Annotated in this window: 20 protein-coding genes; 6 read left to right on the top strand and 14 right to left on the bottom strand. The window is 71.5% G+C overall.

Going from position 1 to position 23,774, the window contains the following annotated elements; translation table 11 throughout:
* Positions 1-69 precede the first annotated feature (69 nt).
* The 3 genes from pulA (at position 70) to ACFYZQ_RS02015 (ending at position 7,566) form a co-directional block, all read left to right on the top strand.
* Positions 70-5,469 carry a pullulanase-type alpha-1,6-glucosidase gene (gene pulA, locus ACFYZQ_RS02025; RefSeq protein ID WP_389140611.1) on the top strand — a complete coding sequence of 1,800 codons (5,400 nt, stop codon included), beginning with the start codon at positions 70-72 and terminating at the stop codon, positions 5,467-5,469.
* Positions 5,470-5,538: 69 nt separating this feature from the next.
* Positions 5,539-7,167, top strand: a complete 1,629-nt coding sequence (locus ACFYZQ_RS02020) for a SpoIIE family protein phosphatase (RefSeq protein WP_389140609.1) — start codon at positions 5,539-5,541, stop codon at positions 7,165-7,167.
* A gap of 36 nt (positions 7,168-7,203) precedes the next feature.
* A complete protein-coding gene (locus ACFYZQ_RS02015) occupies positions 7,204-7,566 on the top strand; it encodes a 5-carboxymethyl-2-hydroxymuconate Delta-isomerase (protein WP_388788217.1) in 363 nt (120 codons plus the stop codon).
* A 4-nt stretch (positions 7,567-7,570) separates the two neighbouring features.
* Here the strand turns inward: ACFYZQ_RS02015 and ACFYZQ_RS02010 are convergent, their stop codons facing one another.
* The 3 genes from ACFYZQ_RS02010 to ACFYZQ_RS02000 all read right to left on the bottom strand — a co-directional run bounded on the left by ACFYZQ_RS02010 (position 7,571) and on the right by ACFYZQ_RS02000 (position 10,834).
* Positions 7,571-8,260, bottom strand: a complete 690-nt coding sequence (locus tag ACFYZQ_RS02010; protein WP_389140607.1) for a TetR/AcrR family transcriptional regulator — start codon at positions 8,258-8,260, stop codon at positions 7,571-7,573.
* 64 nt (positions 8,261-8,324) lie between these two features.
* Positions 8,325-10,253: a hypothetical protein gene (locus ACFYZQ_RS02005; RefSeq protein ID WP_389141848.1), complete on the bottom strand. Its 1,929-nt coding sequence runs from the start codon at positions 10,251-10,253 to the stop codon at positions 8,325-8,327.
* A 71-nt stretch (positions 10,254-10,324) separates the two neighbouring features.
* Positions 10,325-10,834, bottom strand: coding sequence for a tetratricopeptide repeat protein (locus ACFYZQ_RS02000; protein ID WP_389140605.1), 510 nt, complete (start codon positions 10,832-10,834; stop codon positions 10,325-10,327).
* A 138-nt stretch (positions 10,835-10,972) separates the two neighbouring features.
* On the opposite strand from ACFYZQ_RS02000, the gene ACFYZQ_RS01995 reads away from it, so the two are divergent.
* Positions 10,973-11,389, top strand: coding sequence for a hypothetical protein (locus tag ACFYZQ_RS01995; protein WP_389140603.1), 417 nt, complete (start codon positions 10,973-10,975; stop codon positions 11,387-11,389).
* A gap of 78 nt (positions 11,390-11,467) precedes the next feature.
* Here the strand turns inward: ACFYZQ_RS01995 and ACFYZQ_RS01990 are convergent, their stop codons facing one another.
* From ACFYZQ_RS01990 to ACFYZQ_RS01960, 7 genes are all read right to left on the bottom strand, one after another.
* The gene (locus ACFYZQ_RS01990; protein ID WP_389140601.1) at positions 11,468-13,024 is read right to left on the bottom strand and encodes a DUF1996 domain-containing protein; all 1,557 of its coding nucleotides are present in this window, start codon (positions 13,022-13,024) and stop codon (positions 11,468-11,470) included.
* Between the two features lie 181 nt (positions 13,025-13,205).
* Positions 13,206-13,859: a LuxR C-terminal-related transcriptional regulator gene (locus tag ACFYZQ_RS01985; protein ID WP_389140599.1), complete on the bottom strand. Its 654-nt coding sequence runs from the start codon at positions 13,857-13,859 to the stop codon at positions 13,206-13,208.
* The gene (locus tag ACFYZQ_RS01980) at positions 13,844-15,112 is read right to left on the bottom strand and encodes a sensor histidine kinase (RefSeq protein WP_389140597.1); all 1,269 of its coding nucleotides are present in this window, start codon (positions 15,110-15,112) and stop codon (positions 13,844-13,846) included. The genes ACFYZQ_RS01985 and ACFYZQ_RS01980 overlap by 16 nt, the downstream gene beginning before the upstream one ends.
* Before the next feature lie 66 nt (positions 15,113-15,178).
* Complete coding sequence (locus ACFYZQ_RS01975) at positions 15,179-16,201, bottom strand: SDR family oxidoreductase (RefSeq protein ID WP_389140595.1); 1,023 nt, start codon at positions 16,199-16,201, stop codon at positions 15,179-15,181.
* Between the two features lie 60 nt (positions 16,202-16,261).
* Positions 16,262-16,843, bottom strand: a complete 582-nt coding sequence (locus ACFYZQ_RS01970) for a winged helix-turn-helix domain-containing protein (protein ID WP_389140593.1) — start codon at positions 16,841-16,843, stop codon at positions 16,262-16,264.
* A 322-nt stretch (positions 16,844-17,165) separates the two neighbouring features.
* Positions 17,166-18,194, bottom strand: coding sequence for a glutamine synthetase (glnII, locus tag ACFYZQ_RS01965; RefSeq protein WP_389140591.1), 1,029 nt, complete (start codon positions 18,192-18,194; stop codon positions 17,166-17,168).
* A gap of 195 nt (positions 18,195-18,389) precedes the next feature.
* A complete protein-coding gene (locus tag ACFYZQ_RS01960) occupies positions 18,390-18,845 on the bottom strand; it encodes a MarR family winged helix-turn-helix transcriptional regulator (RefSeq protein ID WP_389140589.1) in 456 nt (151 codons plus the stop codon).
* A 79-nt stretch (positions 18,846-18,924) separates the two neighbouring features.
* Between ACFYZQ_RS01960 and ACFYZQ_RS01955 the strand changes: the two genes are divergently transcribed.
* The gene (locus ACFYZQ_RS01955) at positions 18,925-19,779 is read left to right on the top strand and encodes an alpha/beta fold hydrolase (protein WP_389140587.1); all 855 of its coding nucleotides are present in this window, start codon (positions 18,925-18,927) and stop codon (positions 19,777-19,779) included.
* 3 nt (positions 19,780-19,782) lie between these two features.
* Here the strand turns inward: ACFYZQ_RS01955 and ACFYZQ_RS01950 are convergent, their stop codons facing one another.
* Both ACFYZQ_RS01950 and ACFYZQ_RS01945 read right to left on the bottom strand, forming a co-directional pair.
* Positions 19,783-20,478, bottom strand: coding sequence for a hypothetical protein (locus ACFYZQ_RS01950; RefSeq protein WP_389140585.1), 696 nt, complete (start codon positions 20,476-20,478; stop codon positions 19,783-19,785).
* 120 nt (positions 20,479-20,598) lie between these two features.
* Positions 20,599-20,961 (bottom strand): arsenate reductase family protein, encoded by a 363-nt coding sequence (locus ACFYZQ_RS01945; RefSeq protein ID WP_389140583.1) that lies wholly within the window; start codon positions 20,959-20,961, stop codon positions 20,599-20,601.
* A gap of 265 nt (positions 20,962-21,226) precedes the next feature.
* On the opposite strand from ACFYZQ_RS01945, the gene ACFYZQ_RS01940 reads away from it, so the two are divergent.
* The gene (locus ACFYZQ_RS01940) at positions 21,227-21,505 is read left to right on the top strand and encodes a hypothetical protein (RefSeq protein WP_389140581.1); all 279 of its coding nucleotides are present in this window, start codon (positions 21,227-21,229) and stop codon (positions 21,503-21,505) included.
* A gap of 179 nt (positions 21,506-21,684) precedes the next feature.
* Here the strand turns inward: ACFYZQ_RS01940 and ACFYZQ_RS01935 are convergent, their stop codons facing one another.
* Positions 21,685-22,869 (bottom strand): winged helix DNA-binding domain-containing protein, encoded by a 1,185-nt coding sequence (locus tag ACFYZQ_RS01935; RefSeq protein WP_389140579.1) that lies wholly within the window; start codon positions 22,867-22,869, stop codon positions 21,685-21,687.
* Positions 22,866-23,687, bottom strand: coding sequence for an alpha/beta hydrolase (locus ACFYZQ_RS01930; protein WP_389140577.1), 822 nt, complete (start codon positions 23,685-23,687; stop codon positions 22,866-22,868). The genes ACFYZQ_RS01935 and ACFYZQ_RS01930 overlap by 4 nt, the downstream gene beginning before the upstream one ends.
* Between the last annotated feature and the right edge of the window lie 87 nt (positions 23,688-23,774).

The following is a 23,774-nucleotide window of genomic DNA, read 5'->3' as shown; positions in this document are numbered from 1 at the left end:
CCTTTCGTCGGCGGTACGGTCACGCGGGGTCGGACCCAACAGAGCCGTAATCGCAAGGAGTTCCCACCTGTGATACCGAGATGGCCGGCGCCCCTCAGGCGCCGTACCGCCCACGTCGGACGGGCAGCGGCCGTCACCGCCGCGGCCCTCGTCGCCACGCTGGCCCAGCCGCCGGCCGCCGAAGCCGCCGCCCCGCCCGCGCCCCCGTCGGACGCGGTCCTCGCCGCCCAGCCCGCCCGGCACGACGACACCCGCGAGCAGTTCTACTTCGTCATGCCGGATCGTTTCGCCAACGGGGACGCGTCCAACGACAGGGGCGGCCTGACCGGCTCACGCCTCAGCACCGGCTACGACCCCACCGACAAGGGCTTCTACCAGGGCGGCGACCTCAAGGGCCTGACCAAGCGGCTCGACTACATCAAGGGACTCGGCACCACGGCCATCTGGATGGCGCCGATCTTCAAGAACCGCCCCGTGCAGGGCACGGGCAGCAACACCTCCGCCGGTTACCACGGCTACTGGATCACCGACTTCACCAAGGTCGACCCGCACTTCGGCACCGACAAGGACCTGCGGACCCTCATCTCCAAGGCGCACGCCAAGGGCATGAAGGTCTTCTTCGACGTCATCACCAACCACACCGCCGACGTCGTCGACTACGAGGAGAAGTCGTACGACTACCTGTCCAAGGGTGCCTTTCCCTATCTGACGAAGGACGGGCGGCCGTTCGACGACGCCGACTACGCGGACGGCCGCCGGAGGTTCCCGGCAGTGGACGCCGGTTCCTTCCCGCGCACCCCGCGGGTCACCGGCGACAGCAAGGTCCCGGCCTGGCTCAACGACCCCACGATGTACCACAACCGGGGCGACTCGACGTACGCCGGCGAGTCCGCCACCTACGGCGACTTCTCCGGCCTCGACGACCTGTGGACCGAGCGTCCCGAGGTCGTCCACGGCATGGAGAGGATCTACCAGCGGTGGGTGAGGGACTTCGGCATCGACGGATTCCGGATCGACACCGTCAAGCACGTGAACATGGAGTTCTGGACCCAGTGGGCGACGGCGCTCGACAAGTACGCCGCCGCTCACGGCCGGAAGAACTTCTTCATGTTCGGCGAGGTCTACTCCGCCGACACCTCGGTCACGTCGCCGTACGTCACCCAGGGCCGCCTCGACGCCACGCTCGACTTCCCCTTCCAGGACGCGGCCCGCTCCTACACCTCCCAGGGCGGCAGCGCGCGGAAGCTGGCGTCGGTCTTCGGCGACGACTACAAGTACACGACCGACAAGGCCAACGCCTACGAGCAGGTCACCTTCCTCGGCAACCACGACATGGGGCGCATCGGGTACTTCCTGAACCAGGACAACCCCAAGGCGTCCGACGCCGAACTGCTGGCCAAGGACAAGCTGGCCAACGAGCTGATGTTCCTCAGCCGCGGCAACCCGGTCGTCTACTACGGCGACGAGCAGGGCTTCACCGGCTCCGGCGGTGACAAGGACGCCCGCCAGACCATGTTCGCCTCCGAGGTCGCCGACTACCTCGACGACGACGAGATCGGCACCGACCGCACCCACGCGAGCGACTCCTACGACACCGGCGCCCCGCTCTACCGGGAGATCGCCGCCCTCTCCAGGCTCCGCAAGGCCCACCCGGCGCTGACGGACGGGGTCCAGACCGAGCGGTACGCGGCCGACGGCGCCGGGATCTACGCCTTCACCCGTACGGACGCCAGGACGGGCCAGGAATACGTCGTCGCCCTCAACAACGCGGGCGAGACGAGGACGGCCACCTTCGCGACCGGCTCGGCCGACATGTCGTACCGGGGCGTGTACGGGGCCAAGGGCACCCTGAAGTCCGACGGCGACCGCGGGCTCACCGTCCCCGTCCCCGCCGGTTCGGCCGTCGTCTACAAGGCCGCCGGCCCCCTCGCCGAGCCCGCCGCCAAGCCCACGATCACCCTCAGGGCCCCGGACGCCGGAGCCACGGGCACCGTCGAGCTCTCCGCCGACGTCACCGGGGGACAGCTCGACCGCGTCGTCTTCGCCGCCCAGGTCGGAAACGGCGGATGGCACACCCTCGGCTCCGCCGACCACGCCCCGTACAAGGTCACCCAGGTGATCGGCGAGGACGTACCCGCCGGGACCGCCCTGCGCTACAAGGCGGTCGTCGTCGACTCCGCCGGGCACACCGCGAGCGCCACCGCCGCCGGCACCACCGGCACCCCACCCGCGCCCGAGGTGCCCACGGCCTCCTCCCGGGACTACGCGATCGTCCACTACAAGCGCACCGACGGCGACTACGCCGACTGGGGCCTGTACGCCTGGGGCGACATCGCCGACGGCGAGTCCACCACCTGGCCCGCCGGTCACCCCTTCACCGGCCGGGACGCCTACGGCGCCTTCGCCTACGTCAGGCTCAAGCCCGGCGCCTCGAACGTCGGCTTCCTGATCGTCGACAAGGACGGCGACAAGGACGTCTCCGCCGACCGGTCCATCGACGTCACCAGAACGGGTGAGGTGTGGGTCGAGCAGGGGAAGACGGCCGTACTGACCGAGAGGCCGGACCACCCGGCCCAGGACAAGACCAAGGCGGTCGTCCACTACCACCGCGCCGACGGGAACTACGACGGCTGGGGCCTGCACGTCTGGACGGGTGCCGCTAACCCCACCGACTGGTCGAACCCCCTGAAGCCGGTGAAGACTGACGCCTATGGCGCGGTCTTCGAGGTACCGCTCACCGAGGGTGCCACCAGCCTCGGTTACATCATCCACAAGGGCGACGACAAGGATCTCCCCACCGACCAGTCCCTGGACCTCAGGAACAACGGCTACGAGGTGTGGCTGTTGAACGGCCAGGAGAAGTACCTGCTGCCGCTGCCCGCGGGCAGTGCCGCCGCCCTCGACCTGACCACCTCCAAGGCGGTCTGGATCGACCGGGACACCCTCGCCTGGAACGGTGCCGACGGCGCCGCCTCCACCCAGTTGCTGTACTCCCGGGACGGCTCGATCGCCGTCAAGGACGGGACGCTGACCAGCGACGACGAACGCTGGCTGCGGCTGTCGAAGACCACGCTCACCGATGCGCAGAAGGCGAAGTTCCCGCACCTGAAGGACTACACCGCCTGGTCCGTCGACCCGCGCGACCGGGGCCGGGTGCGGCAGGCGCTGCAAGGCCAGCTCGTCGCATCGCAGCGCGCGGCCAACGGCGCGGTGCTCACCGCGACCGGCGTGCAGATCGCGGGCGTGCTCGACGACCTGTACCCGGGCGCGACCAAGGCGGAGCTCGGACCGGTGTTCCGTGACGGGAGGCCGACCCTCGCCGTCTGGGCGCCCACCGCGCAGAAGGTGTCGCTGGACCTCGACGGCACCACCGTGAGGATGCACCGCGACGCGGCCACAGGCGTCTGGTCCGTCACCGGCCCGGCGTCCTGGAAGGGCAAGCCCTACCGGTACGTCGTCAAGGTCTGGGCGCCCAGCGTCCGCAGAATGGTCACCAACGAGGTCACCGACCCGTACTCGGTCGCCCTCACCGCGGACTCCCGGCGCAGCCTCGTCGTCGACCTGGACGACAAGTCCCTCGCCCCGAGCGGCTGGTCGGCCCTGCGCAAGCCCGAGGCCGTACCGCTGAAGGACGCGCAGATCCAGGAACTGCACATCCGGGACTTCTCCATCGCCGACAAGACCGTCCCGGCGAAGGACCAGGGCACCTACCTCGCGTTCACCGACAAGGACAGCGACGGTTCGAGGCACCTGCGCGAGCTCGCGAAGTCGGGCACCTCGTACGTCCACCTCCTGCCCGCCTTCGACATCGCCACCATTCCCGAGAGGAAGGCCGACCAGGCGACCCCGGACTGCGACCTGGCGTCCTACCCGGCCGACTCCGACAGACAGCAGGAGTGCGTCGCCGCAACCGCCGCGAAGGACGCCTACAACTGGGGCTACGACCCGTACCACTACACGGTCCCCGAGGGCTCGTACGCCACCGACCCGGACGGCACCGCCCGTACGGTCCAGTTCCGCAGGATGGTGCAGGCGCTGGGCCAGGACGGCCTCAGGGTCGTCATGGACGTCGTCTACAACCACACCGCGGCGAGCGGCCAGGCGGACACCAGCGTGCTCGACAGGATCGTGCCCGGCTACTACCAGCGGCTGCTCGCCGACGGCTCGGTGGCCACCAGCACCTGCTGTGCGAACACCGCGCCGGAGAACGCCATGATGGGCAAGCTGGTGGTGGACTCGATCGTCACGTGGGCCCGGCAGTACAAGGTCGACGGGTTCCGCTTCGACCTGATGGGCCACCACCCGAAGGCCAACATCCTCGCCGTCCGCAAGGCCCTCGACGCGCTGACCGTCGAGAAGGACGGCGTCGACGGCAAGAAGATCATCCTGTACGGCGAGGGCTGGAACTTCGGCGAGGTCGCCGACGACGCCCGGTTCGTGCAGGCCACGCAGAAGAACATGGCCGGCACCGGTGTCGCGACCTTCTCCGACCGCGCCCGTGACGCCGTGCGCGGCGGCAGCCCCTTCGACTCCGACCCCGGCGTCCAGGGCTTCGCGTCCGGGCTGTACACCGACCCCAACTCCTCGACCGCCAACGGGACGAAGGAGGAGCAGAAGGCCCGCCTCCTGCACTACCAGGACCTGATCAAGGTCGGCCTGACCGGCAACCTCGCCGCCTACCGCTTCACGGACTCCGGCGGCAGGGAGGTCACCGGTGCGGAGATCGACTACAACGGGGCCCCCGCCGGGTACGCCGAGTCCCCGGGCGACGCGCTCGCCTATGTCGACGCGCACGACAACGAGTCGCTGTTCGACGCCCTCACCTACAAGCTCCCCAAGGACACCTCCGCGTCCGACCGGGCCCGGATGCAGGTGCTGGCGATGGCCACCGCCACCCTCTCGCAGGGCCCGGCGCTCTCCCAAGCCGGCACCGACCTGCTGCGCTCGAAGTCGCTGGACCGCAACTCCTTCGACAGCGGCGACTGGTTCAATGCCGTCCACTGGAACTGCTCGGACGGCAACGGCTTCGGCAGGGGCCTGCCCATGGCGGCCGACAACCGGTCCAAGTGGCCGTACGCCAAGCCTCTCTTGAGCACGGTGAAGGTCGGCTGCCCGCAGATCGAGGGCGCCTCCGCCGCGTACCGGGACCTGCTGGGGATCCGTACGACGGAAGGGGCCTTCTCCCTCGGCACGGCCGGCCGGGTGCAGTCCCGGCTGTCCTTCCCGCTGTCCGGCAGGGACGAGACGCCCGGGGTGATCACCATGCGGCTCGGGAACCTCGTCGTGGTGTTCAACGCGACGCCCGGGAAACAGGAACAGCGCATCACCGCGCTCGCCGGGCAGCACTACCGCCTGCATCCCGTGCAGGCCTCGGGCGCGGACCCTATCGTCAAGTCGGCGTCCTACGCGGCGGAATCCGGCACGTTCGCCGTTCCGGGTCGTACCGTGGCCGTCTTCACCCGGAGCTGACGGACCCGCACTAGCGTGGGCGGGGCGGACCGCGTTCGGCGGGGTCCCCCCACCTAGGGCCCGGGAGAGATGGACGGCAGCGGCAGGTACACCGGCACCACGGTGCTGGTCGTCGACGACGTGGCGGCCAGCCGGTACGCCATGGGCGCGGTGCTGCGCCGGGCCGGTCACCGGGTCGTACCGGTGGCCAGCGCGGGCGAGGCTCTGGTGGAACTCGACGTACGGCTGCGCGAGGGCGCCCTGCCCGACGTGGCCCTGGTCGACGTCGGGCTGCCCGACATGACCGGCTACGAGCTGTGCCGCCGGGTCAAGGCGCAGCCGCCCATGGCCGCGCTGCCCGTGGTCCACTTCTCCGCCGCCGCGCTGGCACCCGGCGACCGCTGCCGGGGGCTGAACGCGGGCGGGGACGCCTATCTGACGATGCCGGCCGAACCGGAGGAGATCCAGGCCGTCGTCCGGGCCGCGGTGCGCGGGGCCCGCCGGCACACCGGCGCCGAGTCGCTGGTGCGCCGGATGACACTGCTGTCCGAGGCCACCGTCGCCGTGCAGGCGGCGCGCTGCGCGCGGGAACTGGCCGAGGCGGCGGCCGAGGGCGCGGCCCGGCTGACCCGCACTCCGTCGGTGGCCTTCGTGGTCGGCCCCGACGGTGAGCTGTACCGGGGGACGTCCCGCGACCGCAGCGTCCTGGCCCTGCCCGACGCGACCGCGCACACGGCCGTGGCCCGGCTGGTGACCCGGCTCGCCGAGGGGCGGACCGGGACGCACTCCACCGTCGTGCCCGCGCCGCTGTGGCCGGCCGGGTTCTTCCGGCCCGGCACCGAGGACGACGCCCGGCTCGTGGTGGCGCAGACCCGTTCGAACCGCACGCCGGTCTGCCTCGCCACCCCGGTGTCCCGCGCGCCCGGCACCGACCCGGCGGACGAGGCACTGCTCGCCCGGCTCGCGCAGAATGCCGCGCTGGCCGCCGAGCCGCTGCTGATGTACCAGGTGGAGCGCCATGTCGCCCTCACCCTGCAGCGCAGCTTCCTGCCCCCGCCGGAGAAACTGCGGCTGCCCGGCCTCGAGATCGTCGTCCGCTATGTGCCCGCTTCCCGGCAGACCGAGATCGGCGGGGACTTCTACGCCGCGCTGCGCACCGACGCCGGGGTGCTCACCGCGGTCGGGGACGTCGCCGGGCACTCGCTGGAGGCGGCCACCGTCATGGTGGAGATCCGGCACGCGCTGCGCGCCTACTGCGTCGAGGACAGCGACCCGCGCCTGCTGGCCGCACGGCTCGACCGGATGCTCCAGCACCACCACCCGGACGTCACGGCCACCGTGTGCCTGGTGCTGGTCGACCCGGACAGCGGGCGCGTACGGGTGGCCAACGCGGGCCACATCCCGCCGCTCGTCGTCCGGGACGGGAACCGCGCCGAGTACGTGCGGGCGGCCGGGCCGCTGCTCGGCCTCGGGCTGGAGCGGCCGCCGGCCACCGAACTGCTGCTGCGGCCCGCCGACCGGCTGCTGATGGTCACCGACGGTCTGATCGAGACCCGCGGCACGGATCTCGCGGTCTCCCTGGCCCACCTCCGCAAGGCCGCCGCCGGTGCCCCCGCCGGGGTGGGCGCCCTGTGCGACACCCTGCTGGACTGCTTCGGCCACGACCGCGAGGACGACATCGCGATGCTGGCCCTACGCCTGGCGAAGCGGGCCGATTAGGGTGACCTCGTTGTCATAGAACAGGAGTGCGCACCCATGCCGCAGATCACCGTCGACTACTCCGCCGTGATGGCCCCGGCCTTCGACCGCGCCGGTTTCGCCCACGCCCTGCACACCGCGACGGTCGAGATCGCGGCCGCCAAGCCGGAGGCCTGCAAGTCGCAGTTCCGTCCCAGCGCGTTCACGGCGTTCGGCTACGAGGACCCCGAGGACGAGCAGCACGCCATCGTCCACGTCACGATCGGCCTGCTGGCCGGCCGTACCGAAGAGACCAAGGCGAAACTGACCGAGACCGTCCTCGAACTGCTGCGCGAGCACGTGGCGGACGACGGTTTCGTCCTGCACGCCTCCGCTGAGGTGCGCGAACTCGACGCCTCCTACCGGAAGTTCGAGCGCTGACGGTTCAGGTACCGAGAGCGATCAGCCGGGTCACCAGGTCACTGAAGGGGCCGTCCGCCGGCTCCTCCTTCAGCATGCCGCGCAGGACGGCCGACATCTCCTCGTCGTAGGCGGCGCTCACGGCGGCCAGTGCGGCGAAGTCGTGCACGAGCTGGACCTCCAGCTCGGCGCGCGGGATGCGCCGGCCGTCCAGCCAGATCAGGGCCGTCGACTCGGCGAGCGAGATCCAGGAGCGGATGACCAGTTCCAGCCGCGCGGGCGGCTCGGTGACGCCCAGGTGGATAAGAATCTGGTCATACGCGGCCTGCCGTACGGAGTCGACGAGCGCGTTGGTGGCCGAGGAGCCGGCAGCCGGGCCGCCGCGCATCAGCGCCGAGAAACCGGGCCCGTGCGCGTCGACGAAATCGAAGTAGCGGCGCATCACACGCAGCAGCCGAGCCCCCAGCGGACCCTCGCGCGGCTCCGCGAACCGGCCCGCCAGGTCTTCCGCGGCACGCTTCAACGCCGCTTCGTACAGGCTGAGTTTGCCGGGGAAGTAGTGGTAGACCAGTGGGCGCGAGATGCCCGCCGCCGACGCTATCTCGTCGATGGAGACATCGTCCGGCGAGCGCCGGCTGAACAGTTCGAGGGCGACGCCGATCAGCTGTTGCCGCCGCTCCTCGACGCCCATTCTGCGGCGAACCCCGGTAGTCATGCGAACACCTTACCGATCGAAATCGGCCGTTGTTGTTCGCCTGTCGAGCGACGAGGGCAACGCGTCAGTGCAGGCCGTTGACCGTGGTGCCGTCCCTCAGGGTGCCCTTCAACTCCACCCGCGCTCCACGCTTCGCCGGTACGGCGAGCAGGTTGCCCTCGGTGGTGGCGGTGACCCCGCCGGTCGCCCGGATCGACGCGGTGTCCCAACTGCCCGCGGTCAGCAGGTACCAGGCCCCCGCGCCGGACTTCCACAGCACCCCGGCGAGCACATGCGGATCACGCGGACCGCACGCCGTCACGTCCGTGCCCTTGGCCGCGACCGCCCCGTACCGCGCGCGCGGTGTCTGGAACTGCGCCAGGACCAGCGTGCCGTCGCCGCGCCAGGTCTCGGCCCGGGTGCACACCCAGGTGCCCGTGCCGCTCGCGTCGGGCAGCGGCTGGTCGGCGAAGGACCAGGCGTTGACACTGCGTACCCCGGCGGAGCGCTGGGCGGCCAGCGAACAGGCGAACGGCGCCCAGGTGCGCAGCGCCTGCGCCCCGGACGCCTCACCGGACTTGCCGGGCCGCCCGGAGGTGAGCCGGGCCGGTACCAGCTCGCCGAGGTCGGTGACCAGGTGGGTGCCGGAGGCGTCGGTCAGCTGCAGCACGTTCCAGGAGGTGCACGCACCCGACCGCAGGGCCGGGCTGGCCAGCGGTGAGGTGACCCCGTCGGCCACGTTGAGGTCCATGGCCCCGGCGCCGGGCTTCATCAGATCCCGCTCGGCCGCCTTCTGAACCCAGGGCGCGGTCAGGTAACGGACGTTCTCGTCCGACCGGCTCAGCACGAGCGCGCCGGCCTCGGCCTTGCGGGCCCCGTCGACGCGGGCGAAGTCGAGCGCGGCGCCCGCCGTGCCGTCCTTCGGCTCGGCGTAGCGGGCGATGCGCAGACCGTCGTACAGCAGCACCACGCGGGCGCCGTCGACCTCGCCCGCGTACAGCAGTTGCGGCGGGCCGGCCGGGCCGCCGGTCTGGGTGCCGGGGGTCGCCGAGAGCTGGACCGTGCCACCGGGGCGGGCCCAGACGGCGAGGGCGCGGCGCAGCAGCGCGGTGTCCTTGGTGAGGGAGCCGCGCGCCGGCCACACCGAGAAGTCGGTGCGGGCGGCGGTCCGCCAGGCGGCGGGGGAGACCCGGACCAGCCGTCCCGGGTCCAGGGCGGCCTCGGCCGCCGGGTTGCGCGCGTACGCGGGGGCGGCGGCGCCGTCGGGACCCCAGCCGCCGCCCGGCAGCAGGACCAGCGCGCCGCACACCGCGAGCGCGGCCGCGGCGGCGAGCGCCGCCTTGCTCTGCTGTCTGCGCCGCATCAGGTCGGTGGGCCGGGCCTGCAGCGAGCAGGGGTCGAACTCGGGGGAGGTGAGCAGCGCGTGCCGGGCCGGGATGTCGTCGGCCTCGCGCAGCGCCGCGTCCGGGTCGGGGACGCCGGCCGCGGTCAGCAGCGCGTGTACGTCGGCGTCCGGGAGCTTCTCCAGGCCGCGCAGCACGTACGCGGCGCGGGCCGGCCCGGACAGGGTGGCCAACTGCTGGTCCAGGGCGAGTTCGTCGGCGCCGCCGGAGCGCGGGAAGAGGCGCAGGCCCCACACCTGGGGCAACAGTGGCGGGAGCTGGGCACGGGTGGGCCACACCCTGCGCCACTGCGGCGAGCCCGCCTCCAGGGCCGTACGCACCACCTGGAGGCGGACGAAGGCGTACCCCGGGTCGCCGTCACGGCCGGTCGACTGGGCCGGGATCACGGAGGACGACTTCCGGCCGCGGGGCAGGGCGCGCTGGGTCAGCGCATGCGCGGTCAGGACACGCCTGCCCCGGCCGGGGCCGGGCGGCAGCACCAGGTAGGCGAGCCGGACGAGCCGGGGGTAGTGCTCGACGAGGGCGGCCTCGGCCTGCTCGACGTCGACGACCCGGCCGGCGGCCAGGGAGGAGGCGGGTGCGTGTTCCTGGGCTACATCCTGTGACTGCACGTCCGGAAAACGAGCGAGGTAGGCGATGGTCACCCGCCATCCGGGTGATCGTGCCCCCCGGATCGGGTGGTTCAGTCCCCGGTCTCGCCCAGGGCCCGCGCGTAATTGGCCATCGACCGCTGATAGCGGGGCAGATGTGGGGCCAGGGCGCCGAGGACGAGGGACAGGCCCTCGCGGTCCCGGCCGAGGCTGGACAGGCACAGGGCGAGGCAGGCCCGTACCGCGTCGTCCAGCTCGTCCGAGGGCGCGTCCAGTTCGGGCGTGAGCAGCTCGACGCCCTCCTCCGCCCGGCCGATGTTCCGCAGGGAGCTGGACAGCTGGATCTTGGCCCGGCGGCCCTTGTAGCCGCTGACCTCGCTGAGGCCCAGGGCGAGCGCCTCCCGGTACAGCGGTGCCGCCTTGTCCGAGTGGCCGGTGGAGTCCCAGGCGCAGGCCTGCTCGAACGGGCCGAGCGGGCTGCCCTCGGGCAGCTCCGCGACGAGCTTGTCGATCACAGCGCGGAACTCGGCCGCTCGCTCCTCCGGATAGTCGTCGAAGGTCGCCCAGGCGGCGGTCACGCGGTCTTCCCAGTCTTGGTTCACCCGCACACCTTCGCACAGGTGTGCCAGCGGCCACACCGGATTTGAGTACACCGGGCACGGGGCCCGTATCGAAGGGCGGGGCCCCTCGCCGGGGCTCTCTGCGGCATGCTTCTCGCCCGACGGGACCGGAGGAAACAGATGAGGCTCACCCGACCGATGCTCGCCCTGACGGGCGCCGCCGCCGTGCTGGTGCTCGCGGGCTGCGGCTCCGGCGACACCAAGGCCAAGGACGCGGTGCCGACCACGGCCACCGGCAGTCTGGAGAGCCTGGCCGCCGAGGTGAAGTGCTCGCCGAACATCCAGACGGACGCCGACGAGCTCCGCCAGGCCATCTGCAAGAACACCGCCGGCCGGTTCATCCTCGCCACCTTCGCCACCGACCGCGGCCAGCGCGAGTGGATCAACGACGCCAAGGACTACGGCGGTTACTACCTCGTGGGCCGCAAGTGGGTCGCCGTCGGCGACGACGGGGTGGTCAAGGCGCTGCGCAAGAAGCTCGGCGGTGACGTGGAGATCGGCACGAACCACAAGGCCCACGGATCCCACGACAGCTGACCGCAGGTGCGCACACGGCGAAGGCCGGTGGCGGGAGGGACCCGCCACCGGCCTTCTTCATCGGCCCACCTCAGTGGGTCACTGGCACTGCTGACCGCTGTTGATGCAGTTGGCGATCTTGTTCGCCAGGCCGCCGGTCGTGACGCTGATGAAGTCGTCGTGGTCGGTGGCCGCCTTGTGCAGCTGGTCCGGGAAGCCGTCCACCGCGTAGGCGTTCTTCACGACGCCGTTCTGCACGGTCGGCGGGTTGATGTTGTAGACCAGGCGCATCGTCAGCTGCGGGATCGCCTTGAAGCCGTTGCCGCAACGGCCGCTCGCCGGGTCGGCGAACGCCACGTGCGTGCGGTGGTTGGCGCTGTCGATGTTCTTGCCGTCCCAGCAGCTCTGGAAGGCGAAGGTGCGGACCACCTGGCTGCCCTTCGGGCAGATCGGGTACTGCGTCGTCAGCTGGACCTTGTTCTCGAAGCCGGTGCAGCTCCAGTGCGCGTTGGCGTTGCCCAGACCGTTGGTCGTGGTCTTGGCGTCACCGGTGATGATGCGCAGGAACTGCGGCATCGCGACGACCTTGCTCTGCGGGTTGCCGACGTACTTGATCTCCGCCTGGACGGGGGTCAGGATCTTGCCGACGTTGCCTTCCTTGCCACCGCCGTCCTTGTTCTGGTCGAAGTCCTGCGTGCCGTCCTGGATACGGACGACCGGCCAGTAGTACGAGGACAGGTCGTTCTTGTTCTGGCAGCTGGTGCCGCCCTGCAGGAACGTCTGGTTGCTGGAGAAGGCGTTGACCTTCTGGTTGCCGACGTAGTCGTGCAGGTGGTGCGCGCCGTTGGCCACGCCGGGCGCCACGATGACGTTGTCGGTGTTGTGGTTCTTGTTGGCGTTCACACCGCACTTGGTGGTGAAGGTGCCCTTGGAGGCGTTGCCACCGGCCTGCGGCTTGCCCTGGACGTTCGCCGCGGCCTTCGTGATGTCCACGAAGTCGGCCGCGGTCGGGCCGTTGCCGGCCTGGCCACCGTTCTGGTTCTGCTGCTGGCCGCCCTGCTGCTGGCCGCCGTTCTGCTGCTGGCCGCCCTGCTGCTGACCACCCTGCTGCTGGCCGCCGTTCTGCTGCTGGCCGCCCTGCTGCTGGCTGCCGTTCTGCTGGCCACCCGCAGTGGTCTGGTTGGCGGTCATCGTCGTGCAGGCGGCGAGCTGGGCCAGCGACGTGTCGAACTTGCCGCCGACGCGCTGGACGTCGAGCCTGATCCGGTCGATCGTCGCGGCCCGCTTCTCCTTCAGGGGCCCGACGATCGCGTTCTGGACGAAGCTCGAGTCGCCGGCCTGAGCCTGGCGCGTGGAGGCGAGCCTGGCGTAGGCCTCGGTGACCTGCTTGTCGAGGTTCGCCAGCTCCACTGCCACGCCCTTCTGGGCGTTGGCCGGTACATTCGTCAGCTTCTGGCCCACGTCCGGGCAGGCGATCGTTGCGACCTGCTGGGCGGCGGCCGACTTGACCTGGTTCTGCGCCGAGTCGTTCGACTCATGCGCCGAAGCGTAGAAATTCGCCCAGATCAGCCCGCCCCCGCCGAGCGCTAGGGCTGCCGAGGCGGCGATGGCCTTGGTGGCCAGCGGCGTACGGCGTTTGCGTGTGTTGCGTCCCATGGAACTCCTCTGACTTCCTTGCGGGGCAGCATCGAGGCGCCCGACAGGAGTGAAGCGGCGCCATTCCATACGGGTGCCGCCCCAGAGGTGTTCAGCCGTCTCACAAATTCATCAGAGAATCTCTGCACCGGCTCCCCCAACCCCCCTCTGACCAGCGCAAGTTGCAGACAGTTGCGACCGGTCAGCGGTCCCGGTCCAGATACGCCAGCACCGCCAGGACGCGCCGGTTGTCATCGTCCGACACCTCAAGTCCGAGTTTGGTGAAGATGTTGGCGGTGTGTTTGGCGATCGCCCGTTCCGTCACGACGAGCTGCGCGGCGATCGCCGTGTTGGACCGGCCCTGCGCCATCAGCTCCAGCACCTCCCGCTCCCGGGGCGTCAGCCGGCCCATCGGCTCGTCGCCGGCCGCCCGCCGGGACAGCAGCTGCTGGATCACCTGAGGGTCCATCGCCGTACCGCCCGCCGCCACCCGCCGTACGGCGTCCACGAACTGCTCCGCGTCGAATACCCGGTCCTTGAGCAGATAGCCCACCCCGCCGCTGCCGTCGGCCAGGAGTTCCCGGGCGTAGAGCTGCTCCACGTGCTGCGAGAGGACCAGCACGGGCAGCCCCGGCCGGTCCTGGCGGGCCCGCAGCGCGCACTGCAGGCCCTCGTCGGTGTGGGTGGGCGGCAGCCGGACGTCGACCACGGCGACGTCCGGCTTCAACTCGGCTAAAGCACGGGTCAGTTCGGGCCCGGACTCCACGGCGGCCACGATCTCGAAGTCGTAGGCCTCCAGCAGCCGGACCAACCCGTCGCGCAGGAGGAACAGGTCTTCGGCTAGGACAACGCGCACGGAATCTCCATGGTGACCATGGTGGGGCCGCCCGCGGGAGAGCTGACGGCCAGGACACCGTCGAATGTACCCAGCCGTCGCTCGATCCCCGAGAGCCCGGAACCGGCCCCGGCCATCGCCCCGCCCTTGCCGTTGTCGGTCACCGTGATCCGCAGCATGCCCTCCGCATGGTGGACGTCGACCCAGATCCGGTCGGCGCCGGAGTGCTTGACCGCGTTGGTGAGCAGCTCGCTCACCGCGAAGTACGCGGCCGACTCGACCGGAGCGTCCGCCCGGCCGGGCAACTCCACGCTCACTTCGGTGGCCAGCGGCAGCCGCAGCGCCAACGCCCGTACCGCGTCGCCGAGTCCGCGCTCGGCCAGCACCGGCGGGTGGATGCCGCGGACCAGGTCGCGCAGCTCGGTGAGGGCGTCGGCGGAGGACTGGCGGGCCTGCGCGAGGAGCTGCCTGGCCTTCGCCGGGTCCTTGTCGAGGAGCATCTCGACGGTGCCCAGATCCATGCCCATGGCGACCAGCCGGGCCTGTGCCCCGTCGTGCAGGTCCCGCTCGATCCGGCGCAGTTCGGCGGCGGAGGTGTCGACGGCGTCCCGCCGGGTCTCCGTCAACACCCGTACTCGCTCGGCCAGTTCGGCCTGGCTCGCGCCGAGCACGGCGCGGGTGAGCCGGAAGTGCGCGGTGAGCAGCCGCGGGGCAAAAGGAGTGAGGAGGAGGAGCGCGGCGGCCAGGGCGCCCGCGGCGAGGGCGGAGCCCTGGCCGGTGACGTGCACGAAGCCGTACCAGTACCCGCCGAACCTGGAGAGTGGCCGCCACAGCCCGGCGGCCACCGCGAACCCCTCCAGCGGGTAGAGGAGGAGCAACGCCGGCAGCAGCGCCGTGACGTATCCCGCCGTCATGTCGACCTGCAGCCATCGAAGGTCCCGCCACACCGCCGGGTCGCGCAGCAGTGTGGAGGTGCGCGTCCAGGGTGTGGCGTTCTGGGGTATCGGCTGGTAGGCCGACGGGATCCGGATCCCGTACCACTGGGCCGCCAGTCTTCGCCGCACGTCCGCGAACTTCCGTACCGCCCCCAGGAGCGGGGGTGTCGTGAAGACGCCTATGCCGATCGGCACGAGAGAAATGGACACGAGGGTCAGCGTCGAGCAAAGGACCGCGACCGGCAGCATCCACAGGGAGAGGCCCAGGCTCCGTACCCCGGCCAGTAAGACCACCCGCGTGCGCGTCGCGAGCGGGGCGTTCTTCGTGGTGGTGTTCATGCCGTAAGTCTCGCCCGGCGGAGGAGCACGGGTCACTGGCGCGAAGCCCCCGGTCAGGGGGTGGTGTCAGATACACCCCCGGTCGCCTACGCTCCCGGTCGCCGCGAGCACCTTCGCCTCAACCTCCGGGTCGAGGCCCAGCCGCGGACGGTCCGGGCGTTGCGGTGCGGTGCCGCCGATGGACCGCAGCCAGTGCCAGGTGTCGGCCACGGTCTCGGTCACGGGCCGGCAGCGCAGGCCCGCCCGGACGGCGCGCGAGACGTCCGCGCCGTGCACGGCGTCGTGCATCTCGGTGCCCGGTGGCGTCCACACGGGCAACTGGGTCCACGGCTGGATGCCCGCGTCGAGCACCACGTCCGGGTCGGTCCAGCGCAGCTCGGCACCCGTGCAGGTCACGGTCACGCACGCGTCGAGCAACTCGCCCATGGTGGCGTGGCCCTGCGGGCTCATCAGGTTGTACGGCCCGCTCAGCCCCGCCTCCGCCGCGTCGAGGATCCACTCGGCGAGGTCACGGACGTCGACGTACTGCAGGGGCAGCTCCCGCGGGCCGGGCGCCAGCACGGGCCCGCCCCGCGCGATCCGGGACAGCCACCAGGGCAGCCGGCCAATGTTCTCGTACGGCCCGAGGATCAGCCCCGCCCGCACGAACAGCGAGCGGTCCGCGCCGAAGGCGTCCAGCGCGGCCAGCTCGCCGCCCAGTTTGTCCTGCTGGTACTCGGTCTGCTCGGCGTCGGCCGCGGCGCCCTCGACCAGGGGCGCGTCCTCGGTGTACCCGGCGGGCGGGGCCCACGCGTACACCGAACAGCTCGACACGTACACGTACCGCTCGGCGCGGCCCCGCAGCAGCCGCGCCGCGTCCCGCACCGCGCGCGGCGCATGCGACCAGGTGTCGACGACGACGTCCCACTCGCCCTCGGTCAGGGCGGCGAGCCCGTCGGGCGCGGTACGGTCGCCGCGCAGCGCCTTCACCCCGGGGAGGGGCTCGTGCCGCCCCCGGTTGAGGACGGTGACGTCCCAGCCCCGCCCGAGCGCCGCCTCCACCACGGCCCGTCCCGCGAACTCCGAACCACCCAGCACCAGAAGTCTCATACCGGTGACTCTGCCCACCGGGACCGTGGAACGGAACGGCGCTCTGCCGTCAGCAGATCGTCAACGACCGGTCGGCGGGGTGTACTTGTAGCCGACCCGGCGCACCGTCTGGATGGTCCCGCGATGCGCGGCGCCGAGCTTGCGGCGCAACCGGGCGATGTGCACGTCGACCGTACGGCCGTCGCCCACATGGCCGTAGCCCCAGACCGTGGTGACCAGCTGGTCGCGGGTGTGCACCCGGTGCGGGTGCGCCACCAGGTGGGCGAGCAGCTCGAACTCCAGGTAGGTGAGGTCGAGTTCGCGCCCGTCCACGCTCGCGGTCCGCTGTACGGCGTCGATCCGCACCAGCGGGTCGACGCCCGGCGCGGCCGTCGTGCCGGGCTGGTCGGGCACCGCGACGGGCAGGAACGGCGGCTGCTGGTCGGCCGGGACCAGCACCAGGTAGCCGATCATCGGCGGCTGGCCCGGCAGGGTGGGCAGGGTGTGCTGCGGGGCGGGCAGCCAGGTGGCGCCCGGCGGCAGGAACTCCGCGACGTCGACCACCTCGTCCCGGTCGACGGCACGCAGCCGGTGCCGGGAACCGTGGGCCGCTGGGGCGGAGGCGGGGGCGGGGGCGGTGGTGAGGGAACGAGTGGTCGCCATGAGAGGTCAGCTCTTTCGCGCGAGGAGGCCGTCGGGGAGGACGTACGTCGTTTCGCGCTGGCCGAAGGCCGGGGTGTACGGCTTTAGAGGGCCCGCGCGTTCACCGCGCGGCAACACACCCGGTCGAAGTCGTGGTGCTGACGGGAAGGCCAGAAGGGCTCGAGGTCGTGGCGACCCGTCGCGGTGCACTTCTGGAAGCTGGCCATGTCCTTATTGAAGCAGACATGGGCCCGTGACAGGAGTCCTCTCTCACTCCTCGGACCGGCCGACGCACGAAAGGGCGCCCGCCATAACGGCGGGCGCCCCTCGGAAGAGACCGCGGTCAGGCCTGACCGGCCTTCTCCAGCGCGGTGCAGCAGGTGTCCACGATCAGGCGGGTGACCACGTACGGGTCGACGTTGGCGTTGGGACGGCGGTCCTCGATGTAGCCCTTGCCGTCCTTCTCGACCTGCCACGGGATGCGGACCGAGGCGCCGCGGTTGGAGACGCCGTAGCTGTACTCGTTCCACGGGGCGGTCTCGTGCAGGCCGGTCAGGCGGTCGTCGATGCCGGCGCCGTAGTTCTTGACGTGGTCGAGCGGCTTGGAGCCCTCGCCCAGCGACTCGCACGCGGTGATGATCGCGTCGTAGCCCTCGCGCATCGCCTTGGTGGAGAAGTTGGTGTGCGCTCCGGCGCCGTTCCAGTCGCCCTTGACCGGCTTGGGGTCGAGGGTGGCGGAGACGCCGAAGTCCTCGGCGGTGCGGTAGAGCAGCCAGCGGGCCACCCAGAGCTGGTCGGCGACCTCGAGCGGGGAGAGCGGACCGACCTGGAACTCCCACTGGCCCGGCATGACCTCGGCGTTGATGCCGGAGATGCCCAGGCCCGCCTTCAGGCAGTTGTCCAGGTGGGCCTCGACGATCTCACGGCCGAAGATCTCGTCGGCGCCGACACCGCAGTAGTAGCCGCCCTGCGGTGCGGGGAAGCCGCCCTCGGGGAAGCCCAGCGGGCGGGAGCCGTCGAAGAAGGTGTATTCCTGCTCGATGCCGAAGATCGGCTCCTGCGCGGCGAACCGCTCGGCGACCTCGGCCAGCGCGGCGCGCGTGTTGGAGGCGTGCGGGGTGAAGTCGATGTTCTGGACCTCGCAGAGCACGAGGATGTCGTCGCCGCCGCGGATCGGGTCCGGGCAGGAGAAGACCGGCTTGAGCACACAGTCCGAGGCGTGGCCCTCGGCCTGGTTGGTGGACGACCCGTCGAAGCCCCAGATCGGCAGTTCCTGGCCCTTTGCGGAGTCCCCGAGGATCTTCGTCTTGGAACGCAGCTTGGCCGTCGGCTCGGTGCCGTCGATCCAGATGTACTCAGCCTTGAAGCTCACGGGCCACATCCTTCGGGGTGTGTCTGGGCGCACTTGCGGGTGCTGCGGCGCTACGGCACTGGGGCGCCGCCGTCGATGCCCGGCAGCCTGTCAACGGGCGGTTTCCCGGTCATTGCCCGACTGTGAACCGCGTGTTACCTGGTGGTTCTGTGTCCGGACTCACGTGGTGAGCAGGGCCGAACGGGGTATCGCGGGTCACTCCTCACCGGTGACCGCGTCACGCACCCCGCCGAGGAAGCCCCGGATCGCGGCCAGCTGGCGTTCGTCGTAGCCACGCAGCAGTTCCACCGACCGCTCGATCAGCGGCCCGAAGAACGACCCGCCCAGCTCGACGGCACGCTCGTCCACCTCGACGACGACCTTCCGCCGGTCCCGCTCGCCGCGCAGCCGCCGTACATGGCCCGCCCGCTCCAGCCGGTCCAGCAGCGCCGTGGTCCCCGCCGAGTTGAGTCCCAGTCCCGCGCCGAGCCGCCCGGCGGTCATCTCGTCCCCGGCCCGGCGTGCGTCCATGAGGGCGATCAGGGCGCGTACGTCCGTCGGGTGCATGGCGTTGCGGTCGGCGAACCGCGCGCTGTGCAACCCCAGTTCGACCGTCACCGCACGCAGCAGGTGGACGATCTCCATCTCGGGGCCCGGTTCGGCGGTCGGCATGCGGGGTCCTCCGGAGGTGCGGCTATCATCTCGTCTCGTTCGGCGAGTATCTCGCCCAACGAGATATTAGGGGGTCCGTATGGCCGGCTTCGACACCGACGCGTTCCGGGTTGCGTACGACAAGGTCATGGCGAAATGGCCGGGGGAGCGGGAGGAGGTGACCGTGGCCACCCCGCTCGGCGAGACACACGTCAACGCCTGCGGCCCGAGCGAGGCACCCCCGCTGCTCCTGCTGCCGGGCGGCGGTGGCGCGACCTCGGCCTCCTGGTACGCCCAGGCGGGCGACCTGGCCCGCACCCACCGCGTCCTCGCCGCCGACCTGATCGGCTTCCCCGGCCGCAGCGTGCCGGGCGCCGACCGTCACCCCCGTACGGTCGCCGACCTGGTGGCCTGGCTCGATGCGCTTCTCGACGGCCTCGGCGTGGCGGAGACGGACCTCGGCGCGCATTCGTACGGCGCCTGGATCGCGCTGCACTACGCGCTGCGCGCCCCCGGCCGGGTACGCCGCCTGTTCCTCCTGGACCCGACCCAGTGCTTCGCCGGGTTCAAGGCGGCGTACCTGCTCCACGCCCTGCCGATGCTGCTCGGGCCCTCACCTCGCCGGGCGCGGGCCTTCCTGGAGTGGGAGACCGGGGGAGCGGTCCTGGACCCCGACTGGCTCCGCCTCCAGGAGGCGGCCGCCGGCTTCCCCTCCGTGAAGCCGGTGACCCGACCGCGCCCGGCGCCGGACGCCCTGCGCGGTCTGGACATGCCGGTCCTGCTGCTCCTGGCCGAGAGCAGCAGGACGCATGACACGTACCAGGTGGCGGACCGGGCCGGCGCGGTGCTGCCGCAGGCGGAGACGGTGGTGCTCGAGGGGGTTTCGCACCATGCGCTGCCGCAGGCCGCGCCCGCCGGCCTGGCCGGTCACCTCAACCGGTTCCTGTCGGCCTGAACCTCACCCCACCTTCTCGATGACGGCACGGCGGATCAGGAACTTGCCGGGCTCCCGGACCTGTTCGAAGGCCGCGTTGTTCAGCAGCACGCAACTGCCGGACACCGAGGTGACCTTCACCGTCGTGGACTTGTTGTTGTCCAGGTTGGTGACCTTCAGCGTGGTCCCTGCCGGGAACTGGTTGCTGGAGGCCGCCGGGGCACCGCCCTCGCCGGAGAGCGTGACGGTGGAGCCCTTGCAGACCTGCTGGCCGGAGGCGGCGGCAGTGCCACTGCCGGCGTTTCCCGCGTCGCCGGCGGCGGCCGTCTGGGCGGGCTGGGCGGACTGCGCCGGTTGGGCGGACTGCGCCGACTGCGTCGCCTGGGAGCCCTGAGCCGACTCCCCAACGACGCAACCGGACGCCTTCTGCTGCACCTTGATCTGGTCGATGACCGCCTGACGGTTGGCGATCCTGGCCTCCGACTGGGCGTCGGGGTCGGCCTTCTGGCCGTCGATGAACTTCTGGTTGTTGCCGAGGGCCGTGGCCAGCCCCTGGCAGACGGTCGAGTCCGCCGCCGAGGACAGGGTCTTGGCCTGCTGCGGACTCTGTGCGGCGTTCGAGGTGGACGCCATGGCGAAGGCCCCGCCTCCCGCCACCGCCGCGGCACTGACCAGCAGTGCGATCTTCTTCTTCGTACCGAGCTTTCTCCTACGCGACATGCGCGCCTCCTGAAGAGGTAGGGGAGCGTACGCCGCTATGTACGAGATACCGAACGAGGTTACTCAGTGGTTGCGTGAGTCTTCTGAAGTGTCCTGCGTCACAGGGGAGTCACAGGCGGGTTACTTCCTGCTGAGGGCGTCCTGCACGGCCTCGTCCGTGCGGCCCACCACCGCGGTGCCGTCGTCAGCCGTGATGATGGGGCGCTGGATGAGCTTCGGATGCTCGGCGAGCGCGGTGATCCAGCGGTCGCGTGCGGAGTCGTCCCGCGGCCACTCCTTCAGCCCGAGCTCCTTGGCCGCCTCCTCCTGGGTGCGGGTGATGTCCCAGGGTTCGAGCCCGAGGCGCTCCAGCACGTCCCTGATCTCGTCCTGGCTCGGTACGTCCTCCAGATAGCGGCGGACGGTGTACTCGGCGCCCTCGGCGTCGAGCAGGCTGATGGCGCTGCGGCACTTGGAGCAGGCGGGGTTGATCCAGATTTCCATGGGCTCACCGTAGCCGGGCCTGCCGGGGCACGCCGGGCAGGCGGGTCCGGCGCCGGTCACCCAAGGGATGTGTTCGAATTTTCTGGTGCCCCACGGCCCCCTTCCGGAGCGGGTGTGACACAGCGCCAATTTCGTCGCTCACCTGGGCATTTGAGTGTCTCGGCGGGCTCCCTGAATGTCAGTGGGGGCCGGTAGACTGGTAGCAGTGTTCGAGGGAATCGCCGGACCCCCGGCGGAGCGCCCCGACCGCGACAGGAGGATGCCCGTGCCCGCTGCCGCACTGAAGCCGAAGTCCGTCCACTCCAGCCCCTCGCCCGTGGCGAAGCGCCCGCTGCCGCCCGGGCGTCCCCGGGAGTGGTACGTCACCCACAACCGCCGCCTCAAGGCCATGCGCCTCGCCATCGCCCTGCTCGACTCCGGCGTCTACGTGCCGAACCAGGCCCGCGACGAGACGATCCGGAGCACGGCGGAGCGCATCGGCATCCACCCGCCGTCGGCCACCACCTGCCACATGGTGCGGGCGCTGATGCGGTACTCGCGCTGAGCGGTGGCGCCGGGTGCGGATGCCCTCTGTCGGGTGTGGTGCCCGGCGCCGCAGTGGCCGTCTGCTGGGGGCTGCCGCCCCCAGACCCCCGCTTCGGCCTGAACGGCCTCGTCCTCAATCGCCGGACGGGCTGAGTACTACCGGCCGGCGCTGAAGACGCACTGCCGGCCCGCCGACTCTCAACCCGACAGCTCCCGTTCCAACGGCGTCCGGAACCGCGGAGTCACCCTCGCGTCACCCAGCCATCCCACCAGCCGTTCCGCCTGCTCCGCCACCGCGGCCTCCGCCTCGCGCGGGATCGCCGGGTCCAGGATCCGCCAGACGATCTCCCCGGACGGCCGCTGAGCCCACCCCCCGACCACCCGCCCGTCCCACCACACGGTGGGCCCCACGTTCCCGCTGCCGTCGAACAGCAGTGGCCGCAACTCGGGCGCGAGGTACCAGTCCCGCTGCTGCCAGCCCATCGCCGTGGGGTCCAGCCCGGGGAGCAGGGCGGCCCAGGGGGAGTCAGGACCGGCGACGGGGTCCGCGTCGCCCGGAACGACGTACCCCGGGCCGTCGTCCAGCGACACCTCCTCCGCCCCGACCGCCCGCAGCGCAGTCCGTACGTCCGTCACCCGCCAGCCCGTCCACCACTTCAGGTCGGCCTCGGTGGCCGGACCGCACGCGGCGAGCCAGCGGCGCAGCAGGTCGACGCGGGCCTCGGCGGGGTCCAGTTCGGGGTGCGCCGGGGCCACCGCCCAGCGGAACTGGCTCGACGTCCACGAGCCGAGCGGCCGGCCGCGGACCACCTTGCCCTCCACGCCCAGAACGCGCAGGAGGCGACCGGAGACCGTATGCATCGCCTCGTAGCTCTTGCCCGCCGCGTACACGAACTGCTCCCGCAACCGCGGCTCGTCCCGGGCCAGTTCCGCCGCCGTGGCCTGCCCGCGTCCGGCCAGCGCGGCCAGCGTCGCCGCCTCGACCTCCGCCAGCCAGGCGGCGTCCGGTCCCCCGCCCTTCGCCATGTCCTTGAGCAGCGCCGCGCGGGCGCGGGCGGCCACGTCCAGGCCCGTCGAGGCGTGGACCACGGCCGCCAGCCCGGTGGGGAACACGAACACCGTGTGCCGCATGCCGTGCATCCGCACCAGCGTGCGGTCCTCGTACAGCGCCCGCTCCGTCTCCGGCACGGTCTTCGCCGCCTCGGCCAGCCGCGCGCCCACCGCCAGATACACCGTCGCGGGGTCCGTGCCGTGCAGCGCCACCAGTGAGGCGGCGACCTCCTCGGGGGTCCCCGCCCGCTCCGTACCGGCCAGCCGGTGCCGCAGAGCCAGCCGCCCCCGCCGTTCCGCCCCGCCGATGTACCGTGGCCGCCCGCCGCTCATTCCGACCTCCACCCGCAGTCCGTGTGTCCGTGCGACCCATCCTCGCCGACCCCACCCACAACGGGCGGGCCACCGTCGGTGAGGCCCGCCAGCAGGGCGTCCGCGAAGTGCCGGCGGGCGTCCGCGTGGTCGCGGAACCACAGCCCCAACTGGTGCTCGGCCTGCGGGAGTTCGAAGCGGGTGTACTGGGCGTGCGCGGCCAGGGACTCCTGGACGGCCTCCGTCACCTCCGGCGGGATGACCGCGTCCGTGCCCGGTACCGCGAGGACCGCCCGGCCCCCGTAGGCCCTGAGCGTCTCCAGCGCGGATGACCGGCGCCAGCCGTCCGGCGTGCGGATGATGTCGCTGAACCGGCCGTCCCCCTCACCGAAGGGCACGTCCCACGCCTCCGGTGCGTACAACGCGGGGGCGCACAGCCCCAGGGCGACCACCCGGTCCCCGTAGTGTCCGGTGAGGTCGGCCACCGTCTGGCCGCTCATGCTGAACCCGACCAGCACCAGTGGCTCCGCGGCGGGCACCTGCGCGTCGATCACCGCGACCGCCTGCTCGAAACGCCGCCGCAGGCTCAAATCCCCTAGTGATCCGGTGCTGTTGCCGTGCCCCGAGAAGTCGAAGGCGAGTCCGCGGCAGCCCCGGCCGATGAACTCCGTCAGCAGCGGCCGCGACCGCTCCTCGCTTCCCTTGCCCGCGCCGTGCAGCAGGACGACCGCGGCCCGCCCGGGCCCGCCGCCGTGGACCCCGGCGAGCCGTTCTCCGTCGTACGCGTACGTGAAAGGGGTGAGGGAGTCGAGGAGGCTGAGGGTGGAGGGATCACTCATGGCCCTCATTCACTCACGGAAAACGGGATGCACGCCGGGTGACCGCCTCCTTACGCTGAATGCGAACCCACGGAAACGGAGGCCCGA

Source organism: Streptomyces sp. NPDC001843 (assembly GCF_042891955.1).
Classification (GTDB): Bacteria; Actinomycetota; Actinomycetes; order Streptomycetales; family Streptomycetaceae; genus Streptomyces.
This window is presented reverse-complemented; position numbering and strand designations above follow the sequence as displayed.